Annotated in this window: 19 protein-coding genes; 1 reads left to right on the top strand and 18 read right to left on the bottom strand. The window is 67.8% G+C overall.

Translation table 11 applies throughout. The annotated features are described in order from the left end of the window. Positions 1-4 precede the first annotated feature (4 nt). The 12 genes from ASE61_RS09975 to ASE61_RS09920 all read right to left on the bottom strand — a co-directional run bounded on the left by ASE61_RS09975 (position 5) and on the right by ASE61_RS09920 (position 11,120). Positions 5-574, bottom strand: a complete 570-nt coding sequence (locus ASE61_RS09975) for a glutathione peroxidase (RefSeq protein ID WP_061966745.1) — start codon at positions 572-574, stop codon at positions 5-7. Between the two features lie 110 nt (positions 575-684). After that, positions 685-1,071 carry a response regulator gene (locus ASE61_RS09970; RefSeq protein ID WP_047578914.1) on the bottom strand — a complete coding sequence of 129 codons (387 nt, stop codon included), beginning with the start codon at positions 1,069-1,071 and terminating at the stop codon, positions 685-687. Between the two features lie 10 nt (positions 1,072-1,081). Next, on the bottom strand, positions 1,082-2,185 hold the full coding sequence (cheB, locus tag ASE61_RS09965) for a chemotaxis-specific protein-glutamate methyltransferase CheB (protein WP_061966744.1): 1,104 nt from the start codon (positions 2,183-2,185) through the stop codon (positions 1,082-1,084). Next, complete coding sequence (locus tag ASE61_RS09960; protein WP_061966743.1) at positions 2,185-2,778, bottom strand: hypothetical protein; 594 nt, start codon at positions 2,776-2,778, stop codon at positions 2,185-2,187. Before ASE61_RS09960 ends, cheB begins: the two co-directional genes overlap by 1 nt. Beyond that, positions 2,775-3,653 carry a CheR family methyltransferase gene (locus ASE61_RS09955; RefSeq protein ID WP_244492787.1) on the bottom strand — a complete coding sequence of 293 codons (879 nt, stop codon included), beginning with the start codon at positions 3,651-3,653 and terminating at the stop codon, positions 2,775-2,777. Before ASE61_RS09955 ends, ASE61_RS09960 begins: the two co-directional genes overlap by 4 nt. Positions 3,654-3,656: 3 nt before the next feature. Beyond that, on the bottom strand, positions 3,657-5,465 hold the full coding sequence (locus tag ASE61_RS09950; RefSeq protein ID WP_061966741.1) for a methyl-accepting chemotaxis protein: 1,809 nt from the start codon (positions 5,463-5,465) through the stop codon (positions 3,657-3,659). 65 nt (positions 5,466-5,530) lie between these two features. Continuing rightward, complete coding sequence (locus tag ASE61_RS09945) at positions 5,531-6,043, bottom strand: chemotaxis protein CheW (RefSeq protein ID WP_082617344.1); 513 nt, start codon at positions 6,041-6,043, stop codon at positions 5,531-5,533. Then, complete coding sequence (locus tag ASE61_RS09940; RefSeq protein ID WP_061966739.1) at positions 6,040-8,343, bottom strand: chemotaxis protein CheA; 2,304 nt, start codon at positions 8,341-8,343, stop codon at positions 6,040-6,042. Before ASE61_RS09940 ends, ASE61_RS09945 begins: the two co-directional genes overlap by 4 nt. Before the next feature lie 10 nt (positions 8,344-8,353). After that, positions 8,354-8,713: a response regulator gene (locus tag ASE61_RS09935; protein ID WP_061966738.1), complete on the bottom strand. Its 360-nt coding sequence runs from the start codon at positions 8,711-8,713 to the stop codon at positions 8,354-8,356. A gap of 5 nt (positions 8,714-8,718) precedes the next feature. Next, the gene (locus ASE61_RS09930; protein WP_061966737.1) at positions 8,719-9,000 is read right to left on the bottom strand and encodes an STAS domain-containing protein; all 282 of its coding nucleotides are present in this window, start codon (positions 8,998-9,000) and stop codon (positions 8,719-8,721) included. 123 nt (positions 9,001-9,123) lie between these two features. Beyond that, the gene (locus ASE61_RS09925; RefSeq protein WP_061966736.1) at positions 9,124-9,591 is read right to left on the bottom strand and encodes a response regulator; all 468 of its coding nucleotides are present in this window, start codon (positions 9,589-9,591) and stop codon (positions 9,124-9,126) included. Positions 9,592-9,647: 56 nt separating this feature from the next. Beyond that, positions 9,648-11,120 carry a methyl-accepting chemotaxis protein gene (locus tag ASE61_RS09920; protein ID WP_061966735.1) on the bottom strand — a complete coding sequence of 491 codons (1,473 nt, stop codon included), beginning with the start codon at positions 11,118-11,120 and terminating at the stop codon, positions 9,648-9,650. 257 nt (positions 11,121-11,377) lie between these two features. Between ASE61_RS09920 and ASE61_RS09915 the strand changes: the two genes are divergently transcribed. Continuing rightward, a complete protein-coding gene (locus ASE61_RS09915) occupies positions 11,378-12,115 on the top strand; it encodes a superoxide dismutase (RefSeq protein WP_061966734.1) in 738 nt (245 codons plus the stop codon). 123 nt (positions 12,116-12,238) lie between these two features. On the opposite strand, the gene ASE61_RS09910 is transcribed toward ASE61_RS09915, so the two are convergent. The 6 genes from ASE61_RS09910 to ASE61_RS09885 all read right to left on the bottom strand — a co-directional run. Then, positions 12,239-13,459 (bottom strand): MFS transporter, encoded by a 1,221-nt coding sequence (locus tag ASE61_RS09910; RefSeq protein WP_061966733.1) that lies wholly within the window; start codon positions 13,457-13,459, stop codon positions 12,239-12,241. Between the two features lie 152 nt (positions 13,460-13,611). Beyond that, entirely contained in the window at positions 13,612-14,313 is a 702-nt protein-coding gene (locus tag ASE61_RS09905; RefSeq protein WP_061966732.1) for an orotate phosphoribosyltransferase, read from the bottom strand. Continuing rightward, positions 14,310-15,605 carry a Zn-dependent hydrolase gene (locus tag ASE61_RS09900; protein ID WP_061966731.1) on the bottom strand — a complete coding sequence of 432 codons (1,296 nt, stop codon included), beginning with the start codon at positions 15,603-15,605 and terminating at the stop codon, positions 14,310-14,312. Before ASE61_RS09900 ends, ASE61_RS09905 begins: the two co-directional genes overlap by 4 nt. Further along, entirely contained in the window at positions 15,602-16,573 is a 972-nt protein-coding gene (locus ASE61_RS09895; protein ID WP_061966730.1) for a dihydroorotate dehydrogenase, read from the bottom strand. Before ASE61_RS09895 ends, ASE61_RS09900 begins: the two co-directional genes overlap by 4 nt. Then, positions 16,570-17,415, bottom strand: coding sequence for a dihydroorotate dehydrogenase electron transfer subunit (locus ASE61_RS09890; protein ID WP_061966729.1), 846 nt, complete (start codon positions 17,413-17,415; stop codon positions 16,570-16,572). The genes ASE61_RS09895 and ASE61_RS09890 overlap by 4 nt, the downstream gene beginning before the upstream one ends. Positions 17,416-17,422: 7 nt before the next feature. Then, a partial coding sequence (locus ASE61_RS09885; protein WP_061966728.1) for an MFS transporter occupies positions 17,423-18,398 on the bottom strand: 976 nt, incomplete at its 5' end.

The raw sequence follows: 18,398 nt of genomic DNA, 5'->3' as shown, positions 1-18,398 counted from the left end.
GCGACTACCCCGCCGCCAGTTCCCGCCCGATCGCCTGCACGAGCTGCGGCGAGAGCGGATCGGTCGCGGCCGGAAAGCCGCCGAGCAGTGTGCCGTCGCGGCCGACCAGGTATTTGTGGAAGTTCCAGCGCGGCGTGTCGGCCGGCTTCTCCGACGCGGCCCAGCGATAGAACGGATGCGCCTCCGGTCCGCGCACCACGCTTTTCTCGACGAAGGTATAGGTCGCGCCATGGCTCTGCTTTGCAGCCTCGGCGATGGCCGCGCCGTCAAGCGGCTCCTGCCCGCCGAAATCGTTGCTCGGCACCGCGACGAGCATCAGCCCGCGCGTCTGGTAGCGCTGCCAGAGCTGCTCCAGTGTCGCCATCTGCCCGGCATAGCCGCAGCGCGTCGCCGTGTTGACGACGAGGATCGGCCGGCCGCGATAATCGGCCAGCGGCAGGCGCCCGCCCCCCGGTTTGTCGAAGCCGAAGGCATGGGCGCCGGTGAGAGCCTGCGCCACTGTCTCGCGAGAGGCGAGACCGGCAGCAGCCACTCCGGCTATCCCGGCAACGATCTGGCGGCGTGACGGCAGCATGGCTTCTCTCCGATCCGACAACCGAACCGGCGCATCATGCCCGAAAGCAGAAAGCCCCGCAGCCAACGGCTACGGGGCTTCGCTTCACGATGGCGAGACCGGAGAAAGCCTCAGCAGGCGAGGACCTTCTTCACCCGCACTTCGAGATCGCGCAATTCATAGGGCTTCACGACGTAATGGTCGGCGCCGTTGCTGGTCGCCTCGTCCATCTTGTCGACCGAGCGCTCCGAGGTCGCCATGATGATCTTGATCTGGTTCAGCTCCGGCACCGAGCGGATCGCGCGCAACAGGTCGATGCCGCTCATGCCGTCCATGTTCCAGTCGAGCAGCAGCAGGTCGTAGCGCTTGGTCTGCATCTTCATCAGGGCTTCGCGGGCGTTCTCCGCCTCGTCGATGTCCTGGAACTCGATCTGCTTGAGGAAATAGGTCGCCAGGCCGCGCATGCTCTTCTGGTCGTCGACCACCAGGATGCGGTATTCGCTTCTGGCCTTTGACATCATAATCTCCTTACGCGGTGCGCAGGTTCGGCCTCTCGCCGATCAACTGGCTGACCGCGGTACCAATCTGGGTAAGCGGAACGACCCGCTCGGTCGCTCCCAGTTCATAGGCCGCTTTCGGCATCCCGTTTACCACGCAGGTCTCACCGCTTTGGATTAACGTCTCGGCGCCGGCTTTGCGCATGGCTAACAAACCGTCAGCACCGTCGCGCCCCATGCCGGTGAGCAGGATCCCGACCGCGTGGCTGCCGGCGCTGCGCGCCACCGAATGGAACATCACGTCGACCGACGGCGAGTGGCCGCTGACCAGCGGCCCTTCGCGTAGCGCGCAGACGAATTCGCCGCGCCGCTCCTCGATCTCGAGATGGCGCGAACCACCGGGCGCCACCACCGCCATCCCTGGCTTCAGCCTGTCGCCGTCGACGGCCTCATGGACATCGAGACCGGTCGCGGTCGCGAGCCGGGCCGCGAATTTCGCCGTATAGCCCGGCGGCATGTGCTGCACCACGACGATCGGCAACCTGAGCGGCGCGAGATCCCGCATCACCGTCTGCACGGCCGGAACGCCGCCGGTCGAGGCGCCGATCGCGATCAGCGAGGTCTTGCCGGCGCGGGCTGGCTCGCGCGGCGAGGGTACGGCAGGGCGGGCGGGCACGGCGGCCTGGGCCACCTGCCGTGCGGCGGCGAGCATCTTGCGGCTGGCCGCGGCGCGCTGCAGCGCTGCGACGAGATGCTTCATGAAGCCGTCGAGCGTATGGGTCGTGCCATCGGGCTTCTCGATGAAGTCGATAGCGCCGAGCTCCAGCGCCTGAATGGTGTTGTCGGCGCCCGGCCCGCCGAAGGCCGAGACGATCAGCACCGGCAGCGGATCCTGCTTGAGGACGCGCGCCAGAAGCTTGAGGCCGTGCCGGCCCGGCAGTTCGAGATCAAGCGTCACGACATCGGGTCTGAGATCCTGGATCGCGTCCCAACCCTCTTCGGCGCTGCCGGCGACGCCGATCACCTTGAAGCCCGGCGCGGAGTCGATGATCTGCGTCATCAGCTTCTGCATCAGGATGGAATCGTCGACGACGAGGACCTTGACCGGGGTGGCGGAGGATAGCGGCATGTTCATCACCAGACCTCCACTTCACCGGCCACCGGCTGCGTCTTGAGCCGGTTGAGATAGGCGATTTCCTGCTCGTGGCCGCTGTCGCGCGCGGTCGGCTGGACGTGCTGCACCCAGGCCCGGCCCGTGGAGGGCTGGTAATGAATGCGCCGCGAGCGCGTGCCGCCGACATCGCGCGAGACCACCGGGATGCCCTCGACCTTCAGGAACTCGTTGACGAAGGCGATGTTGCCGTCGCCGATCGCCAGCATCGTCGCGCCCGAGAGCACGCGCGCGCCGCCGAACACCTTCGCCTCGAAATTGTTGCGCTTGGCGCCGCGCTTGAGCAGGTCGTTGATCAGCACTTCCATGGCGGTGTCGCCATAGCGCTCGCCGGCGCTGGGATCGGCATTGCCATTGTTCTTCGGCAGCAGGAAGTGGTTGAGGCCGCCGACACCGGCAACCGGATCGCGCATGCAGACCGAGACGCAGGAGCCGAGCACCGTCGCCACGATCTCGTCCTTGGCGGAGGTGATCTCGTGCTCGCCCGGCGCGACCGTGATGATCGTCGCCTGGAAACGCGGATCGAAATAACGGCGGGAAGACCGTGAAACGCTCATGCGGTCCTCTCGTAGATGGTACGGCCGATCAGGCGCAGCTTCGGATGCGGTTGCGGCAGCGATTCCGAATGCCCGAGATAGAGGAAGCCGCCGGGCGCCAGCAGCGCCACGAAACGGTCGAGGATCGAGGCCTTGGTCTGCGTGTCGAAATAGATGAAGACGTTGCGGCAGAAGATCACGTCGAACGGGCCGCTCATCGGCCATTTCTCGATCAGGTTCAGCCGCTTGAAGGCGATCATGCGGCGCAGTTCCTCGACGATGCGGGCCTCGCCCCGCCCTGCCCCGCCTTCGAGCTTGAGCAAGGGTTTCACATCGCCCGGCAGGCGCTCGAACAGCTCCGCCGGATAGAGGCCGGCCTCGGCCCGCACCAGGATATCGGTATCGATATCGGTCGCCAGGATCTTGAAATCGACATCGCTGCGCGGGCCCATGACGTCGCGGCAGGACGCGGCGATCGAATAGGGCTCCTCGCCGGACGAGCAGGCCGCCGACCAGATGCGTATTCGGCCGCGCCGCCCACCCCGCTCCTGCAGCAGCCGCGGCATCACATCCTTGCGCAGATGGTCGAAATGGTGGCGCTCGCGGAAGAAGGCGGTGTGGTTGGTCGTCACCGCATTGATCAGCTCCGGCAGCTCGCCCGCCGCCTGCGGGGTCTTGAGGAAGGCGCAGTATTCGGCAACCGAACCCATGCCGAGCGCCTTGACGCGCCGCGCCAGCCGCCCGCGCGTCATTGCCTCCTTGTGCTCGCGGATGACGATGCCGGCCTGCTCATAGACCAGCGTCGCGATGAACTTCATGTCGTCGCGCGTCAGCGTGACATCGGCCATGCCGGGCTGGATCATGGCAAAGGGATTCGACGAGGCAGGTCTGGTCATCTCTCAAATCCCCGTGCGGCCGCCGGCGGCGACGCGGCGATGCTGTGGCTGCGGCATCGTCCGCGGCGGCTGCGCAGCGGTCGGGGCGCGGCGCGGCGGCAGCGCGCCGCCGACCGCGGCATGGCCGCCGCGGAATGCTTCGATCGTGGCATGCAGCGCCGCTGCCCGGTCGGCGAGCTCGACAGCCGCCGCGGCGCTGCGCTCGGCCAGGGCGGCATTCTGCCTGACACCCTTGTCCATCTTCGCCACACTGCGGCCCATCTCGCCGGCGCCCTGTGCCTGTTCGGCCGCAGCCGTGGAAATCTCTGAAACCGTTGTCGCGACCTTGCCCGCGGCAGTGACGATGCGTTCCAGCGCCGTACCGGTCTCGCGGACGAAGCCAACGCCCTCAGCGACCTGCCCGTTGGACGAGGCGATCAGGCCCTTGATGTCCTTGGCGGCCCCCGCCGAGCGCTGCGCCAGCGACCGCACCTCGGAGGCGACCACCGCGAAACCCCTGCCGGCATCGCCGGCGCGCGCCGCCTCGACGGCGGCGTTCAACGCCAGCAGATTGGTCTGGAAGGCGATCTCGTCGATCACCCCGACAATCTCGGAAATCTTCAGTGACGAGCTTTCGATCCGCTCGATCGCCGCGACAGCGCGGGTGACGACGCCCTGCCCCTGCTGCGCGACGCTCATCGTCTCGCCGGCGAGCTCGCCGGCCTCGCGGGTGCGGATGCTGCTGCGCCCGACGGAGGCCGCGACCTGTTCGGCTGCCGCAGAGGTTTCACCGAGCTCTGCAGCCGCCCGCCCGGCTCCCGCTGCAAGCTCCGTCGTCGCGACATCGACCTCGGCTGCGACATGCGAAACCCGGCCCGCGCTGTCGCGAATGGTCGCAAGCGTCGCGCCGACATGTCCGAAGGCCTCGTTGAGGCTGTCCTGAAGGAAGCCGAGGCTGCCCTGGCTGGTCACCGGAACGTGCCGATTGAAATCGCCTTGAGCCACCCCGGCGACAGCATGGGCCATCTCTTCGAGCGTGCCTTCGAGCGCGGCGTTGATCCGATTCAGGCCTTTGATCGCATGGCCGAGCGGCAGCGGCTGCCCTTCCGATGACAGGCGGCGGGAAAAGTCGCCGGCCTCGGCCGCCTCGACCAGTTCCACGATCTCGGCCGCGAGCTTGAGATCCCCGGTCACCTCGCGCCATTCCACGGCGGTGCCGAGGCTGCGGCCATCGCTGCGCACCATGGCCGTCAAGGTCAGGCAGATCGTGCGACGGCCGAGCGTCAGGCGCACTGGCTGGCCGCCGACCGGCTGGTGCTCGCCCTGCACGCGCTCCATGACGCGGCCCAGCATGTCCTTGGCCGAGCAACCCGGAAAGGCGGCGCGAAAATCCTCCTGCGCCTCGCCGAAGAAACGCAACAGCGCCTTGCTGACATAGACCACCCGGCCATCGGGATCGCAGAGCATGACGCTGGCGCGACCCTGATCGAGCGCGGCGCGCAGCCTTTCGGCTTCCTGGCCCTGCTCGCGAATGGCTGCGAGCGCGCGCGACAAATCCGCGCCCTCACCCGACCCGGATGCATCGGGAAGCGTAACCTCGCCGCCTTCGGCCAGGCGCGCCGCAGCCGCCGCGCTGCGCGCGAGCGGACGGGCCGCGCTCCAGGCGGCAAAGCCGCCGAGCAATGCGACGCCCGCAACGGCGGCGGCACCCAGCGCGGGAGCGCCGGCCAGTGCCGCATAGGACGCCAGGCTGCCCGCGAGCGCCGCCGAACCGGCGGCGAGCAGCGGCTGGCTGACCGAGAGACGTGAGAAGGGGCCGAGCGCGCTGCCCATAGGGGTCGATCGTTTCTTGTTCTCGCCCGCTTTTGAACGCTACGCTCGGGCTGGTCTCAAAAAGGTCAGGCGGCCCGGCTGGTCTTGATCTGGGCCTCGGCGCCGCCGTCGCGGATCACCGCCGCAAGGTCGAGCAGCGCGACGATGTCGGTGTCGAGCAGGACGAGGCCTTCGATCAGGCCGTGCTCGTCACGTTCCAGCTCCGGAGCCGGGCGCACCGCGCTGACCGGCACATCGACGATGTCCGAGACCGAGTCGACCAGCAGGCCGGCGGTCTTGTCCTCGACATCGACGACCACGATGACATGGGTCGCGGTGGCGTCGGTGGCACCGAGCCCGATCGCGGTCCGCAGGTCGTAGACCGCGAGGATGACGCCGCGCAGGTTGAGCACGCCGCGCACATGCGGGGCCGCATGCGGCAGCGGCGTCGTCGCCTGCCAGCCCTTGATCTCGCGAACCATGCCGACATCGATGCCGAAGGTACGGTCGCCGACCTTGAAGGTCACGATGCGGCGCGCCGCCGATTCCGGCTGCGCCGACGAGAAGTGCTTTTCGCCGAGTTGGAGGCTCATGGTCATCCAGCCATCTTGAGGTCAGATTGGGAGGAGCGGCTGGCGGAAGCGGCCAGCCGCAGCATCGAGTCGATATCCAGGATCAGGGCGACGAGGCCGTCGCCGAGGATCGTCGCCGCCGAGGCACCGTTGACCGCGCCGTAATTGGCCTCGAGGCTCTTCACGACGACCTGCTGCTGGCCGACGATCTCGTCGACGGCGATGCCGACATTGTTGCCGCGCTCGGTCTCGGCGATGATGACGATGTTCTCGTTGGTGGTGCCCATCGAGCCCATCACGTCGCCGAGCCGGTAGAGCGGCGTGACCTCGCCGCGCCAGCGCAGCACCTCCTGGCCGAAAGGCAGACGCTCGATCGGCGTCGAGGCGAGATGCTGGGTCTCGATGACCGAGGCGATCGGGATGACATAGCGGTCGTCGCCGCAGCGGATCACCATGCCTTCGAGCACAGCGAGCGTCAGCGGCAGGGCGAGCGTGAACTTGCAGCCCCGGCCCGGCTCGGAATCGACGCTGATGCGCCCGCCGAGCGACTCGACGTTGCGGCGCACCACGTCCATGCCGACGCCGCGGCCCGACACGTCGCTGATGACCTCGGCCGTCGACAGGCCGGCGGCGAAGATGAGCTGGTCGATCTCCTCCGGCTGCAGCCTCTCGTCGGCGCCGACGAGGCCGCGCGAGCGTGCCTTGGCGAGCAGCCGGTCGCGGCCGATGCCGCGCCCGTCATCGGTGACGGAGATGACGATACGGCCGGCGCGATGCTCGGCGATGAGCCTGATCGTGCCCTCGCGCGGCTTGCCGGCCGCGATGCGCTCGTCGGGCGTCTCCAATCCGTGATCCATCGAATTGCGGATCATATGGGTCAGCGGATCGGCGAGCTCTTCGATGATCGTCTTGTCGACCTCGGTGTTCTCGCCTTCGAGCACGAGACGCACTTCCTTGCCCAGCGTCTGGGCGAGCTCGCGCACCAGCCGTGGCATACGCTGGAACACGGCCTTCACCGGCTGCGCGCGGACCGCCATGACATGGTCCTGCAGCTCCCGCGTCTGGCGCGACAGGGTCAGCATGCCCTCGGCGGTCTTGGCGTGGACGTCGTAGGGCAGCGAGCGCACGCATTCGACCAGCATCGACTGGGTGATGACGATCTCGCCGACGAGGTTCATCAGCTTGTCGATGCGGTCGAGATCGACGCGCACGCTGACTGCCTGGCGCTGGCGTGCGGAGGCATCGGGAGCCGCCGGAGCACGCGGCGCGGCACGGGCGACCGCTGGCTCGGCGGCGACGACCGGAGCAGCGACGGCAACCGGGGCCGGCTCGGGCTTGATATCGGGCTCGTTCGCCGCTTCAGGTGCCGGGCCGAGCATGGCCAGGATCGCCGAGAGGTCGGCGGCAACCGCGCTGGAGACTTCGGGCTCAGCGGCCTCCGGCTCGCTCGCCGGAAGTGCCTCGGTCACGGCCTCCTCGGCGAAGGTGATCTCGAATTCCTCGTTCGCCAGGCTGAAGTCGAAGCGGCCATGCAGGTCCTCGACCGACAACTCGGTGCGCAAGGCTACGTCGAAGCGCAGCCAGCAATCGCTGACATCGAGGCTTTCCAGCGGCGGCACCTGGCTCAGGTCGCAACGGATCGAAACGATGTCGGCGGCCGGCAGCGAGCCGAGCACGACACGCGGCTCGATCACCCGGCGGAACAGGTCCGTTTCCGGCGCGATGCGCAACTGCACGTCGCGGCCTGGCTTGCCCGCGACAGGGGCAGACGCTGCAGCGGGCTCGTCGTCCCAGCCATCGTCGGCGGCAGCGGCGGGCGCCGCCGTCTTCGCCTCGACCATGGCGAGCAGATTGCCGAGCGCGGCGATGCCGATGGGCGCGTCGTTGTCGGCGGCAGGAGCTACCGGATCAGAAGCGGGAGGTGGCGGCGCGGCGATGGGCGCCTGCGGCTCCTTGCCGACCTGCTCGAGCGCGGCCAGCAGATCCGGCCGCTCGGTCGCGGGCTCGTCGTTGCGGGCGGCCGAGACGAGATCGGCAACGGCATCGGCGCAGCGCAGGAACAGGGTGAACGGCGCATCCTCGACGGCGACGCGGCCGGACCTCAGATGGTCGAGCGAGGCCTCGAAGACATGCGCGAAGCCGACCAGCTCCGTGCAGCCGAAGGCGCCGGCCCCACCCTTGATCGAGTGAATGGCGCGGAAGGCGGCATTGACGTCCTCGGGATCGACGGAGCCCTCGTCGAGGGCCTGGAGCTTCTGCTCCAGCGCGCCGAGGAGTTCTTCGCATTCCTGGAAGAAGGTCTGCTTGAGTTCTGCCAACGGATCCATCGGCCGACCTTCAGTTCTGGTAGCGCGCGACGAGGCCGAGCAGCGTGTCGGGTTCGAAAGGTTTGACCATCCAGGCGCTGGCGCCGGCGCGGCGGCCTTCCGCCTTGATCTCGGCGCCGTTCTCCGTGGTCAGCACGATGATCGGCGTGTTCTGCCCGGCCGGGCGCGAGCGGCAGGCACGGGTAAACTCGATGCCGTCCATGATCGGCATGTTCAGGTCAGTGATCACGAGATCGGGCTTGAACTGCTCGAACTTGTTGAGGCCGTCCTCGCCGTTCTCGGCCTCGGCCACCTCATGGCCGGCATTGCGCAGCGTCAGGCTAAGCAGACTGAGCAAAGTCTTGGTATCGTCGATCGCCAGGATTTTCATGCCTGTCACTCCAGAACGAGAGCGCTGTGAGCGGCATCGAAGCCGATCGCCCGCAAGGATTCGCGGCATTCCTCGGAAGCCGCCTTGAGCGTGACCGAAAGCCCCCGCGCGGCGGCGCTGGTGGCTGCGGAATGAAGAAGCTGGATCCAGAGGCTGGGCAAGGCTCCCGCCTCGGCGCATTCGACGGCGATGCTTTCCCGCTGTTCCAGCGCCACCAGAAGCTGGTTGCGGAACGTCGCAGCCTCGGAGCGGCCGAGGAAAGGGGGAAGCGAGACGGTGATGAGCATGGAGGGCGACCCAGGATTGCGCCTGGAGCATCGCGGCAAACTGGTAAAAACTTCGCTAAATAGGGACGCGCCTATCAATACTCTTGGCGCTTTCGTGGCAATTGCGGTGCGCAGCCACGAGCATCAGAACATGTTGTTGCTGATCGCGCGCGGCACTAGCGTGATCTTGCCCGTCGCCTCCCGGTATTTTCGCGGCACGTTGATGACACCCGACAGGTGAAGCCAGAGATTGTTGGGCGAGATCGGCTTGGTGATGATCTCATGCGCGCCGAGCTTTGCGGCCTGGACGACCGAGCGCCTGTCCGGCCGCTCCATCATCACCAGCACCGGCGCCTTGGCGAAGGGCGAGGTCTTGAACGAGCGGATCGCCGCCAGGCACTTGATGCTGTTGCCCTCGGGCATGTCCCAGTCGAGGATGACGATGTTCGGCTGCTTCTGGATGAAGGTCGAGGCCGCCGATGAGAGGTCGGCCGCCTCGAAGATGCGGTTGAGCTGCGCCTGATACAGCATCGTGCGCACGATGCGGCGGTAATGCGGGCTCGGATCGATGAGCAGCACCGACAGGTTGGGGAAGGATGGCGCGATATGCATGGCGCTGACTCGGGAACTCGCTCACTCAACTCGACAGGACAGGCACGGACGAAGCGTTAAACCTTGAGGCCGAAGCGGAAGGCACCCCAGTGCCGGCCCTTGACCATGATCGGCGCCGACAGGTCCTCCATCACCAGGAACTGCCCGCCGCCCATGTCGCGCCGGTAGCTCTGCAGCAGGAACGGCTTGCGGTTGCGGGCGGCGGCGAGGCCGGTCCGGTCGTCGAAGATCCGCCGGTTGCGGCAATTGGCGTTGTTCCAGACCGGATCGGAGCCCTGAGCCTGCGCATATTTGCGGTTATGCGTCGGCAGGAAGCCGTTGCGGTCAACCGCCGCGCAGAACACGATCCGCCCGTTCGAGGTCAGGAGCTCCTCCTGCAGCGGCGGCAGCAGTCGGTCGGTCAAGGCGACGAAACGGGTCATGTGCTGGACCGGGTCCGAGCCCGGCACCGGACGGTAGGTCTCGTCGAACAGCTCGGCGAGCCCGATCTCTCCGCGCGCCAGCGCCCCCTCGAACAACCCGCTGATCCGGCTGGCCGTCTCCATGACGGTCGCGATCAGTTCCGACTGCGCCGTCCGCACGCCCGAGGCCGCGATCGAGCCGAGGATGCCCTCGCTGATCGCGACCAGCGCCTCGGTGCGCTGCCCCGCCTGCTCGAGATTGTCGGTAGATGCATCGACCCCGGCCACGAGGCCGGCGAGGTCCTGTCCGGCCTTGGCGCAGGCCTCGGCATTCTCCCGGGTCGGGCGCGATACGGCCTCGATCTCGCCGATCAATTCGACGACGGAGCGGCCGAAGCTGTCGAACTCGCCGATCTGCAGCGAGATAGTCTGGCTGCCCGCCTGCGCGCGCTGCGCCGTCTGCGCGTTCTCCTGGCTGCGCCGGGCGACCGCATCGACCGCCTTGACCAGCAGGTCGAGCTGGGCTGCGCTCGCCGCCGTCGCCGCGCGGGTCTGCTCGGCAAGCGCCTTCACGGCGGCGGCGATGACCGCGAAGCCCTTGCCGGCCTCGCCGCTGCGGGCTGCCTCGACGCCGGCATTGATCGACAGGAGCTGGATCTCGCGGGTGATCGACTGGATCGCATCGCTCGACGCCCGCGCCTTGTGCGCGTCGCCGACGGCCTGCGCCAGCACCTGCGACATCGACTGGGCTTCCTGCGACAGCGTCTCGATATCGGCCTGCGCTGCATTGAGACCGAGCCGCACCGACTTGGTGACGCGCTCGAGGCCGTTGCGGACACCGGACGCGGCAGCCTGCGCACCCTCGGCCGCCTGCCGGATCGCATTGTTCGCCTGCGACACCTGCTCGACCGCGCCGACCACCCGACGCAGCCCCGCCGTCTGCTGATCGAACTGTTGCGTCACGTCGCCGACGCGCCCGGCGATATCGGTGATCTCGGCACTGAGCTTGCCGAAACGGGCGGCAATTTCGCGCACCGCGCGCTCCGCACCGACCCCAGTCGGCTCGCCGGCAAGGTCCTGCCCTGCCGCGTCAACGGGCAGGTCGAGCTTGCGAGCCAGTGCATGCATGGCGGGGCGCCCCTTCAACCCGGGAGGATTTCTTGCCAGAACCGTAGAGAAACGCGGTAAATCGCCGGTTAAGAGCGCGATCGGGCGGTTTACCACTTTCGATACAGGCGCCGGGATTGCGATGTTGCCCTTGGGTCAACCGGCGCGCCGGGCCGTGCTATAGTTGGAGCGATCGACGACGGACCCGCAACGGGGCACGCGCGTTGAGCAGGAAGCCGACACGCCCCAACGCTTTCCGGAGGAATTCCATGACCGCAATGTCCGCCGTCTCCCGCCGCAGCCTGATCGGCCTGGGTGCCGCAGCGCTCGCCGTCGTCGCCGCGCCGAGGGTCTGGGCGCAGGCGGCAGCGCCGGCAGCCCCAACCGGCCCGTTCTCGCTGCCGAAGCGCGCCTATGAGGCCAATGCGCTGGAGCCCCATATCGACGCAGCCACCATGGACATCCACTACAACCGGCACCATGCCGCCTATGTCGCCGCGCTGAACAACGCCGCCAAGGACAATGGCGCCCTCGCCAAGGCCTCGGTCGGAGAGTTGATCGCCGATCTCGGCCAGCTCCCGGACAGCATCCGCACCCTCGTCCGCAACAATGGTGGCGGCCATGCCAACCACAGCATGTTCTGGGAGATCATGGCGCCGGCTGCCGGCGGTGCGCCGACCGGCGAGGTCGCCGAGGCGATCACGCGCGATCTCGGCGGCTTCGACAAGTTCAAGACGGATTTCGAGGCGGCGGGTCTGCGCGTCTTCGGCTCCGGCTGGGTCTTCGTCACGGTCGACAAGGCCGGGAAGCTCGCCCTGCTCGGCAAGCCGAACCAGGACAGCCCGATCATGGACAAGCAGATGGTCCTGCTCGGCAACGACGTCTGGGAGCACGCCTATTACCTGAAGTACCAGAACCGCCGCGCCGACTATCTCAAGGGCTGGTGGAACGTGGTCGACTGGAAGAAGGTCAACGAGCGCTACGCCGCCGCCAAGGCCGGCAAGCTGGCGCTCTGACAGCGCCCGTCATTCTCGATTCTCGGGCGAAGCCAAGCTTCGACCCGAGAATCTCCCACGGGATAGGGCGCCCTTCCCTCCAGAGATGCTCGAGTCAAGCCCGAGCGTGACGACGCAAGCCGCCTAATGCCCGACCCTGGCGCCCCGCGTGCCCTCGCTCAGCCGCGGCAGGAACCAGGCGAGCAGGCCCATCAGCGGAATGAACGAGCAGATCTTGTAGACCGCCTCGATGCCGAGAATGTCGGCGAACTCGCCGAGCAGCGCTGCCGCGAGCCCGCCGAGCCCGAAGGACAGCCCGTAGAAGAAGCCGCCGACCAGTCCGACGCGGCCGGGCAGCAATTCCAGCGCATAGATCAGGATCGCGGCGAAGGCGCTCGACATGATCAGGTTGATCAGGATCGTCAGCACGCCGGTCCAGAACAGGTCGGCATAGGGCAGGATCAGCGTGAATGGCAGTGCGCCCAGGATCGAGAACCAGATGATCTTGTTGCGGCCGATCCGGTCGCCCAGCATGCCGCCGGCCAATGCGCCCGCCGCCGAGGAGCCGAGGAACAGGAACAGCATCACCTGCGAATTCTGCACGGAGATCCCGAACTTGCCGATCAGGTAGAAGGTGTAGAACGAGGTGAAGCTCGCCGAATAAGCGTTCTTCGAGAACAGCAGGATGATCAGGATGGTGATCGCGAAGGCGACGGAGCGCTTGCCCGGCCGGGCCGGCGCCGCAGCCGCTGCGGCCTTCGGGGGCCTCGCCTTGTCGAGCCGCGCGTAGCTCGCGGCGGTCCAGACCATCAGCATCATCGCGATGAGCGCCGCGACCGAGAACCAGGCGAGGTTGCCCTGCCCGCGCGGCACGATGACGAAGGCCGCCAGCAGCGGCCCGAGCGCCCCGCCGGTCTGCCCGCCGACCTGGAAGATGCCCTGCGCCAGCCCGTGCTGCCCGCCGGAGGCGTTACGCGCCATCCGCGTCGCCTCGGGATGGAAGATCGAGGAGCCGATGCCGACGCAGGCCGCCGAGAGCAGCAGGAAGCCGTAGCTGCCGGCATAGGCGAGGCCGATCAGGCCGGACAGCGTGAAGCCCATGCCGACCACCATCGAATAGGGCATCGGATGCTTGTCGGTGTAGAGCCCGACCGCCGGCTGCAGCAGCGAGGCCGAGACCTGGAAGGTCAGCGTGATCAGGCCGATCTGGCCGAAATCGAGCCGATAGGATTCCTTGATGATCGGATAAATCGCCGGGATCAGCGACTGGATCATGTCGTTGAGCAGATGCGTGAAGCTCAGCGCGATCAGCACCGGCATCATGGCGCGTTGCGGCAGGGAGGCAGTCGGCGCGCTGACGGTCATCTGGGCTTAGTCCCGCGGCGTCTCCGGCAGGCCGATTCCCGCCTCGTGACGCGGTTGAAGGCTCTAGATGATCGCCGGCCCGCGCACAATTTCATAAGCCGGCGTCACGGCATTGCACTCACCGCATGGGCCGGCGGCCTGCCACCCTCCCCTCAGACGCGCGGCGTCAGGCTGGCACGGCCACCATGGCGCATCGACCAGGCAACGGGATCGGCGAGGAAGCGCTCGATCTCGGCGCGATCCTCGCGCGCCAGCCGATTCTCGTCGTCGGCGGCGAGCACATCGGCCCAGGTCGCCAGCGCATGCAGGCTCAGTCCCGCCTCGGTCAGGCGCTCGCCGGCTCCGGGGAAGGCGTCATGATAGAAGATCGTCAGCACGTCGCCGACATCGGCCCCCGCCGCGCGCAGACCGCGCACGAAATTGAGCTTGCTCGCGCCATCGGTGGTCAGATCGTCCATCAGGAGGACGCGCAAGCCATCGACCGGCCCGCCCTCGACCTGGGCATTGCGGCCGACGCCGAGCGGGCGCTTGCGGACATAGCGCAGCTTCAGGTCCAGCGCATCGGCAAGCCAGGCGGCGAAGGGAATGCCGGCCGTCTCCGCACCGACGACCGCATCGAAGCCGCCATCCGGAAAGCCTGCGCGGAGATGCCTAGCCGCCAGTTCGGTGACCGCGCGGCGCAGGTCCGGTTCGCCGAGCAGCAGGCGGACATCGACATAGACCGGGCTCGCCCAGCCGGCCGCCAGCACGAAGGGCTGCTGCCGGCTGACATGGACGGCGCCGGCGCGCAGCAGCAGCCGCGCGACCGCGTGGCTGATCTCCCGCTCGGGGCGGATCGCCTGAGTCACCGTCATCGCACCGCCTCCTGGATCGCCGCCCGCATCACCGCGATGCCGGCCAGGAGATCGTCGATCTCCATCGCCTCGTGCGGGTTGTGCGAGCCGTGCTCGTTTCGCACGAAGAGCATGGCGCTGGGAATGCCGGCATTGGCGAAAACCGCCGAGTCATGCCCTGCCCCGCTCGGGATCTCCTCGTCGGGCAGGCCGAGATCGCGCGCCGCGGTCTTGAGCCTGTCGATCCAGCCGGCATCCATCACGGCGGGCTCGGCCTCCAGCCGGCGGTCGAGCTTGAAGTCCACGCCGCGCTCCTCGCCGATCATCCCGCATTCCGAGAGGAAGAGGTCGTAGAACGCCTCCAGCGTCTCGCGGCTCTGGCTGCGTACTTCGAAGGAGAAGTTCACCGTGCCGGGGATACGGGCGATGGCGTGCTCCTGCGGATCGGTGCCGAACACGCCGGAGGTCACGACGACGTCGCGGCCGCGCTCCAGCAACGTGCGCCAGTGACGATCGAGATGGGTGATGAGCTCGGCCGTGGCGAAGACCGCATCGCGCCGGAGCCAGCGCGGCACGGCGCCGGAATGGCCGGCCTCGCCAACGCATTCCACCGTGCGATGCCTGATATTACCCCTGATGCCGGTGACGATGCCGACCGGCAAATCCCGCGCGACCAGCACCGGCCCCTGCTCGATATGCAGTTCGATCCAGGCGAAGACCGCGGTGGGGTCGAGCAATGGCTCACCCTTGCTGACGCGGCCCATGTCGACGCCGACATCGGCCATGCATTGCGCCAGCGTGCGCCCGGCCCTCGCATCCTTCACCGCGAGATCGGCGGCCGAGAGTTTCCCGAACAGCGCGCTCGAACCCATATAGGCCCGGCCGAAGCGCGAGCTTTCCTCGCCGCGCAGGCCGTAGACCTTGATCGTCCGGCGCGGCACGAAGCCTTCGGCCCGGAAGCCCGCGATGACGGCGAGCCCGGCAATGACGCCGGCCGCGCCGTCGAAATTCCCGCCCTGCGGCACGGAATCCAGGTGCGAGCCGCAGGCGAGGAAGGGCAGGTCCGGCTCGCTGCCTTCGAGTGTCACCACCAGATTGGCCCCGGCATCGCGCTCCGTCGACAGACCGAGTTCGCGCGCCCGCGCCTCGACGATGTCGAGTGCCTCGCTCTCCTTGGGGCCATAGGCCTCGCGGGTGATGCCGATGCCGTCGCCGGTCGCCTGTTTCAGCGCATCGAACAATGCCTCGGCCAGCGCCCGGTCCTCGGCATTCCCCGCAAAGCCGTTCGGGCGTTCGATCGCGGCGACGCTCATGACACCGGGTCCAGCCAGGAGAGCTCGGGCTCGTCCGCCTCCTCGATCACGACACCGCGGATCAGGTCGGCGGCGCGCGGAATCTCGCGATGCAGGCAGAATGTCTCCAGCCCGTCGATGATCGTCGTCATCGCTGCCGGCTGCAGGAAGGTCGCGGTGCCCACCTGCACGGCGGTGGCGCCGGCGAGCATGTATTCGATCGCGTCCTCGGCGGTCGAGATGCCGCCGCAGCCTATCACCGGGATCGATACCGCCTTGGCGCATTGGAAGACCTGGCGCAGCACGATCGGCTTGATCGCCGGGCCGGAGAGCCCGCCCATGATGTTGCCGAGGCAGGGCTTGAAGGTCTTCAAGTCGATCGCCATCGACAGGATGGTGTTGGCGACGACGACGGCATCCGCACCTGCGGCCTCTGCCGCGCGCGCCACCTCCGGCACATCTCCGGTATTGGGCGTGAGCTTAACCCAGAGCGGCAGATCGGTCGCCCGGCGCAGTTCGCGCGTCACCTTTTCCGTCGATTCCGCCCGCATGGCGAAGGCCTTGCCGTCCTCCTCGATATTCGGACAGGAGATATTGGCCTCGATCGCGGCAATGCCAGGGATCGAGAGTTCGGCTGCGAGGCTGGCGAAACCTTCCGCCGTCGGCGCCGAGATCGAGACGACGAGCGGCGTGTCATAGGCCGCGTAATGCGGCATTGTGGTCTCGATGAAATAGGGCACGCCCTTGGAGGGGATGCCGATCGCGTTGATCAGGCTGCCGGGCCGCTCGACCACGCGCGGCAGCGGATTGCCGGCGCGCAGTTCGCGGGTGATCGTCTTGGTGACGAAGGCGCCCAGCCGGTTGAAGTCCATCACCTTCTCCAGCCCCTCGGCGAAGGTGCCCGAGGCCGGCATGACGGGGTTGCGCAGGGTGAGCCCGCCGACCTTCACCGAGAGATCGATTGCGGGCCTCACGGCGGCGGCATTCATGGCAGCGCCTCCATCAGGTCGAAGACCGGCCCGTCCCAGCAGACGCGGCGGTTGACGATCTCGCCATCGACGTTGAAGTCGCGCACGCAGCAATAGCAAAGGCCGATGCCGCAGGCCATCTGCTGCTCCATCGCGACCTGTCCGGACAGGCCGAATTCGCGGGCAAGGCGCTGCTGCACGCGCATCAGGCGGCTCGATCCGCAGGTGAAGAAGGCGTCGCAGCGCCCCTCGGCGATCTCGCGGCGCAGGATGCGCTCGACATTGGCCGGCCCGCTCGTCTGCTCGGAATCAGTGACCGCGATGACCTCCGCGCCTTTGCTCCGGAACAGATCGACCGAGACCAGCAATTCCGGCCGCCTTGCGCTGAGGATGGCGGTGACCTTGATCCCCTTCGCCTTCGCCGCAGCGGCAAGCGGTGCGAGCGTCGCAAGCCCTGCCCCGCGCCCGACGGCGATGATATGGCTCATGCTCTCGTCCAGCGTGAAGCCGGTGCCGAGCGGGCCCATGATGTCGAGGCTGTCGCCCGGCTCGAGCGTATCGAGGCCGCGCGTACCCGCCCCGGTGACCTTGTAGAGGAACTCCACCTGGCGCTTCTCGGGATCGGCACCGTAGAGGCTCATCGGCCGGCGCAGGAAGGGCTGCTCGCCAACCGGATGCGGGCAGAGCAATTGGAAGAACTGGCCGGGCTGCGCCGCAGCCGCCTCGTCGCTGCAATCGAGCACGAGATGGCGGTATTCGGCGTTGACCGCCGTGTGGCGGACGACCCGCGCCAGCTCGGCGACGATGCTCGGCTTCCAGCCGGCGGAACACCCGCCAGCCGCGATGATGGGCTGCTGGCTCATGCCTGCCTCACGTCAATTCCGCGCCGCGCTTCTCGGGGATGAGGAGCCACATGGCGAGGAGATCGAGGATGTAGAGGGCGGCGAGCAGCGCGATGGCGGTCTGGAAGCCATAAGCCGCGGCGATGGCGCCGACCACGACCGGGCCGAAGCCACCGACGCCGCGGCCGATGTTGAACAGCACGTTCTGGGCGGTGGCGCGCGCCGCCGTCGGGAAGAGCTCGCTGATCAGCGCGCCATAGCCGCCGAGCATGCCGTTGACGAAGAAGCCCATCACCGCGCCGGCGACCAGCAATTGCATCGGGTCGGTCAGGCGCGAATAGACCACGACCATCACGGCGGCGCCGATCATGTAGCCGAAGAAGGCCGGGCGCCGGCCGATCCGGTCGGCGATATGGCCGAAGGCGAAGATGCCGAGCGCCATGCCGGCGATGGTTACCGCCGTCCACACCGCCGATTGGGTCAGCGCGAAGCCGAACCGGGTGGCGAGRTAGTTCGGCAGCCAGATCATCACGCCGTAATAGCCGAAATTCTGGACCGAGCAGAGGATGACCATGCCGAGGCTGAGCTTGGCGGTCTCGCGGTCCTTGACCAGCAGGCGCAGCGCCGATTCCTTCGGCCGGTCCTTGGAGCGGGCGACGAAGACCTCGGGCTCGTGCAGGGAGTGGCGGATGAAATAGGCCGCGACCGCCGGCAGGATGCCGATGGCGAACATGCCGCGCCAGCCGATCGTGGGCAGCAGGATCGGGGTGGCTATTGCCGCGGCGAGCACGCCGACCTGCCAGCCGAGGCCGACATAGGAGGAGGCGCGCGCCCGCTTCGAGGCCGGCCAGGCCTCGGCGACCAGCGCCATGCCGATGCCGAACTCGCCGCCGAGCCCGAGGCCGGCGATGGTGCGGTAGATCAGCAGGTCCCAGTAACCCTGGGCGAGCGCGCACATGCCGGTGAAGACGGCGAAGAGGACGATCGTCCAGGTCAGCACGCGG

The organism is Allobosea sp. Root670 (assembly GCF_001429415.1).
Classification (GTDB): Bacteria; Pseudomonadota; Alphaproteobacteria; order Rhizobiales; family Beijerinckiaceae; genus Allobosea; species Allobosea robiniae.
This window is presented reverse-complemented; position numbering and strand designations above follow the sequence as displayed.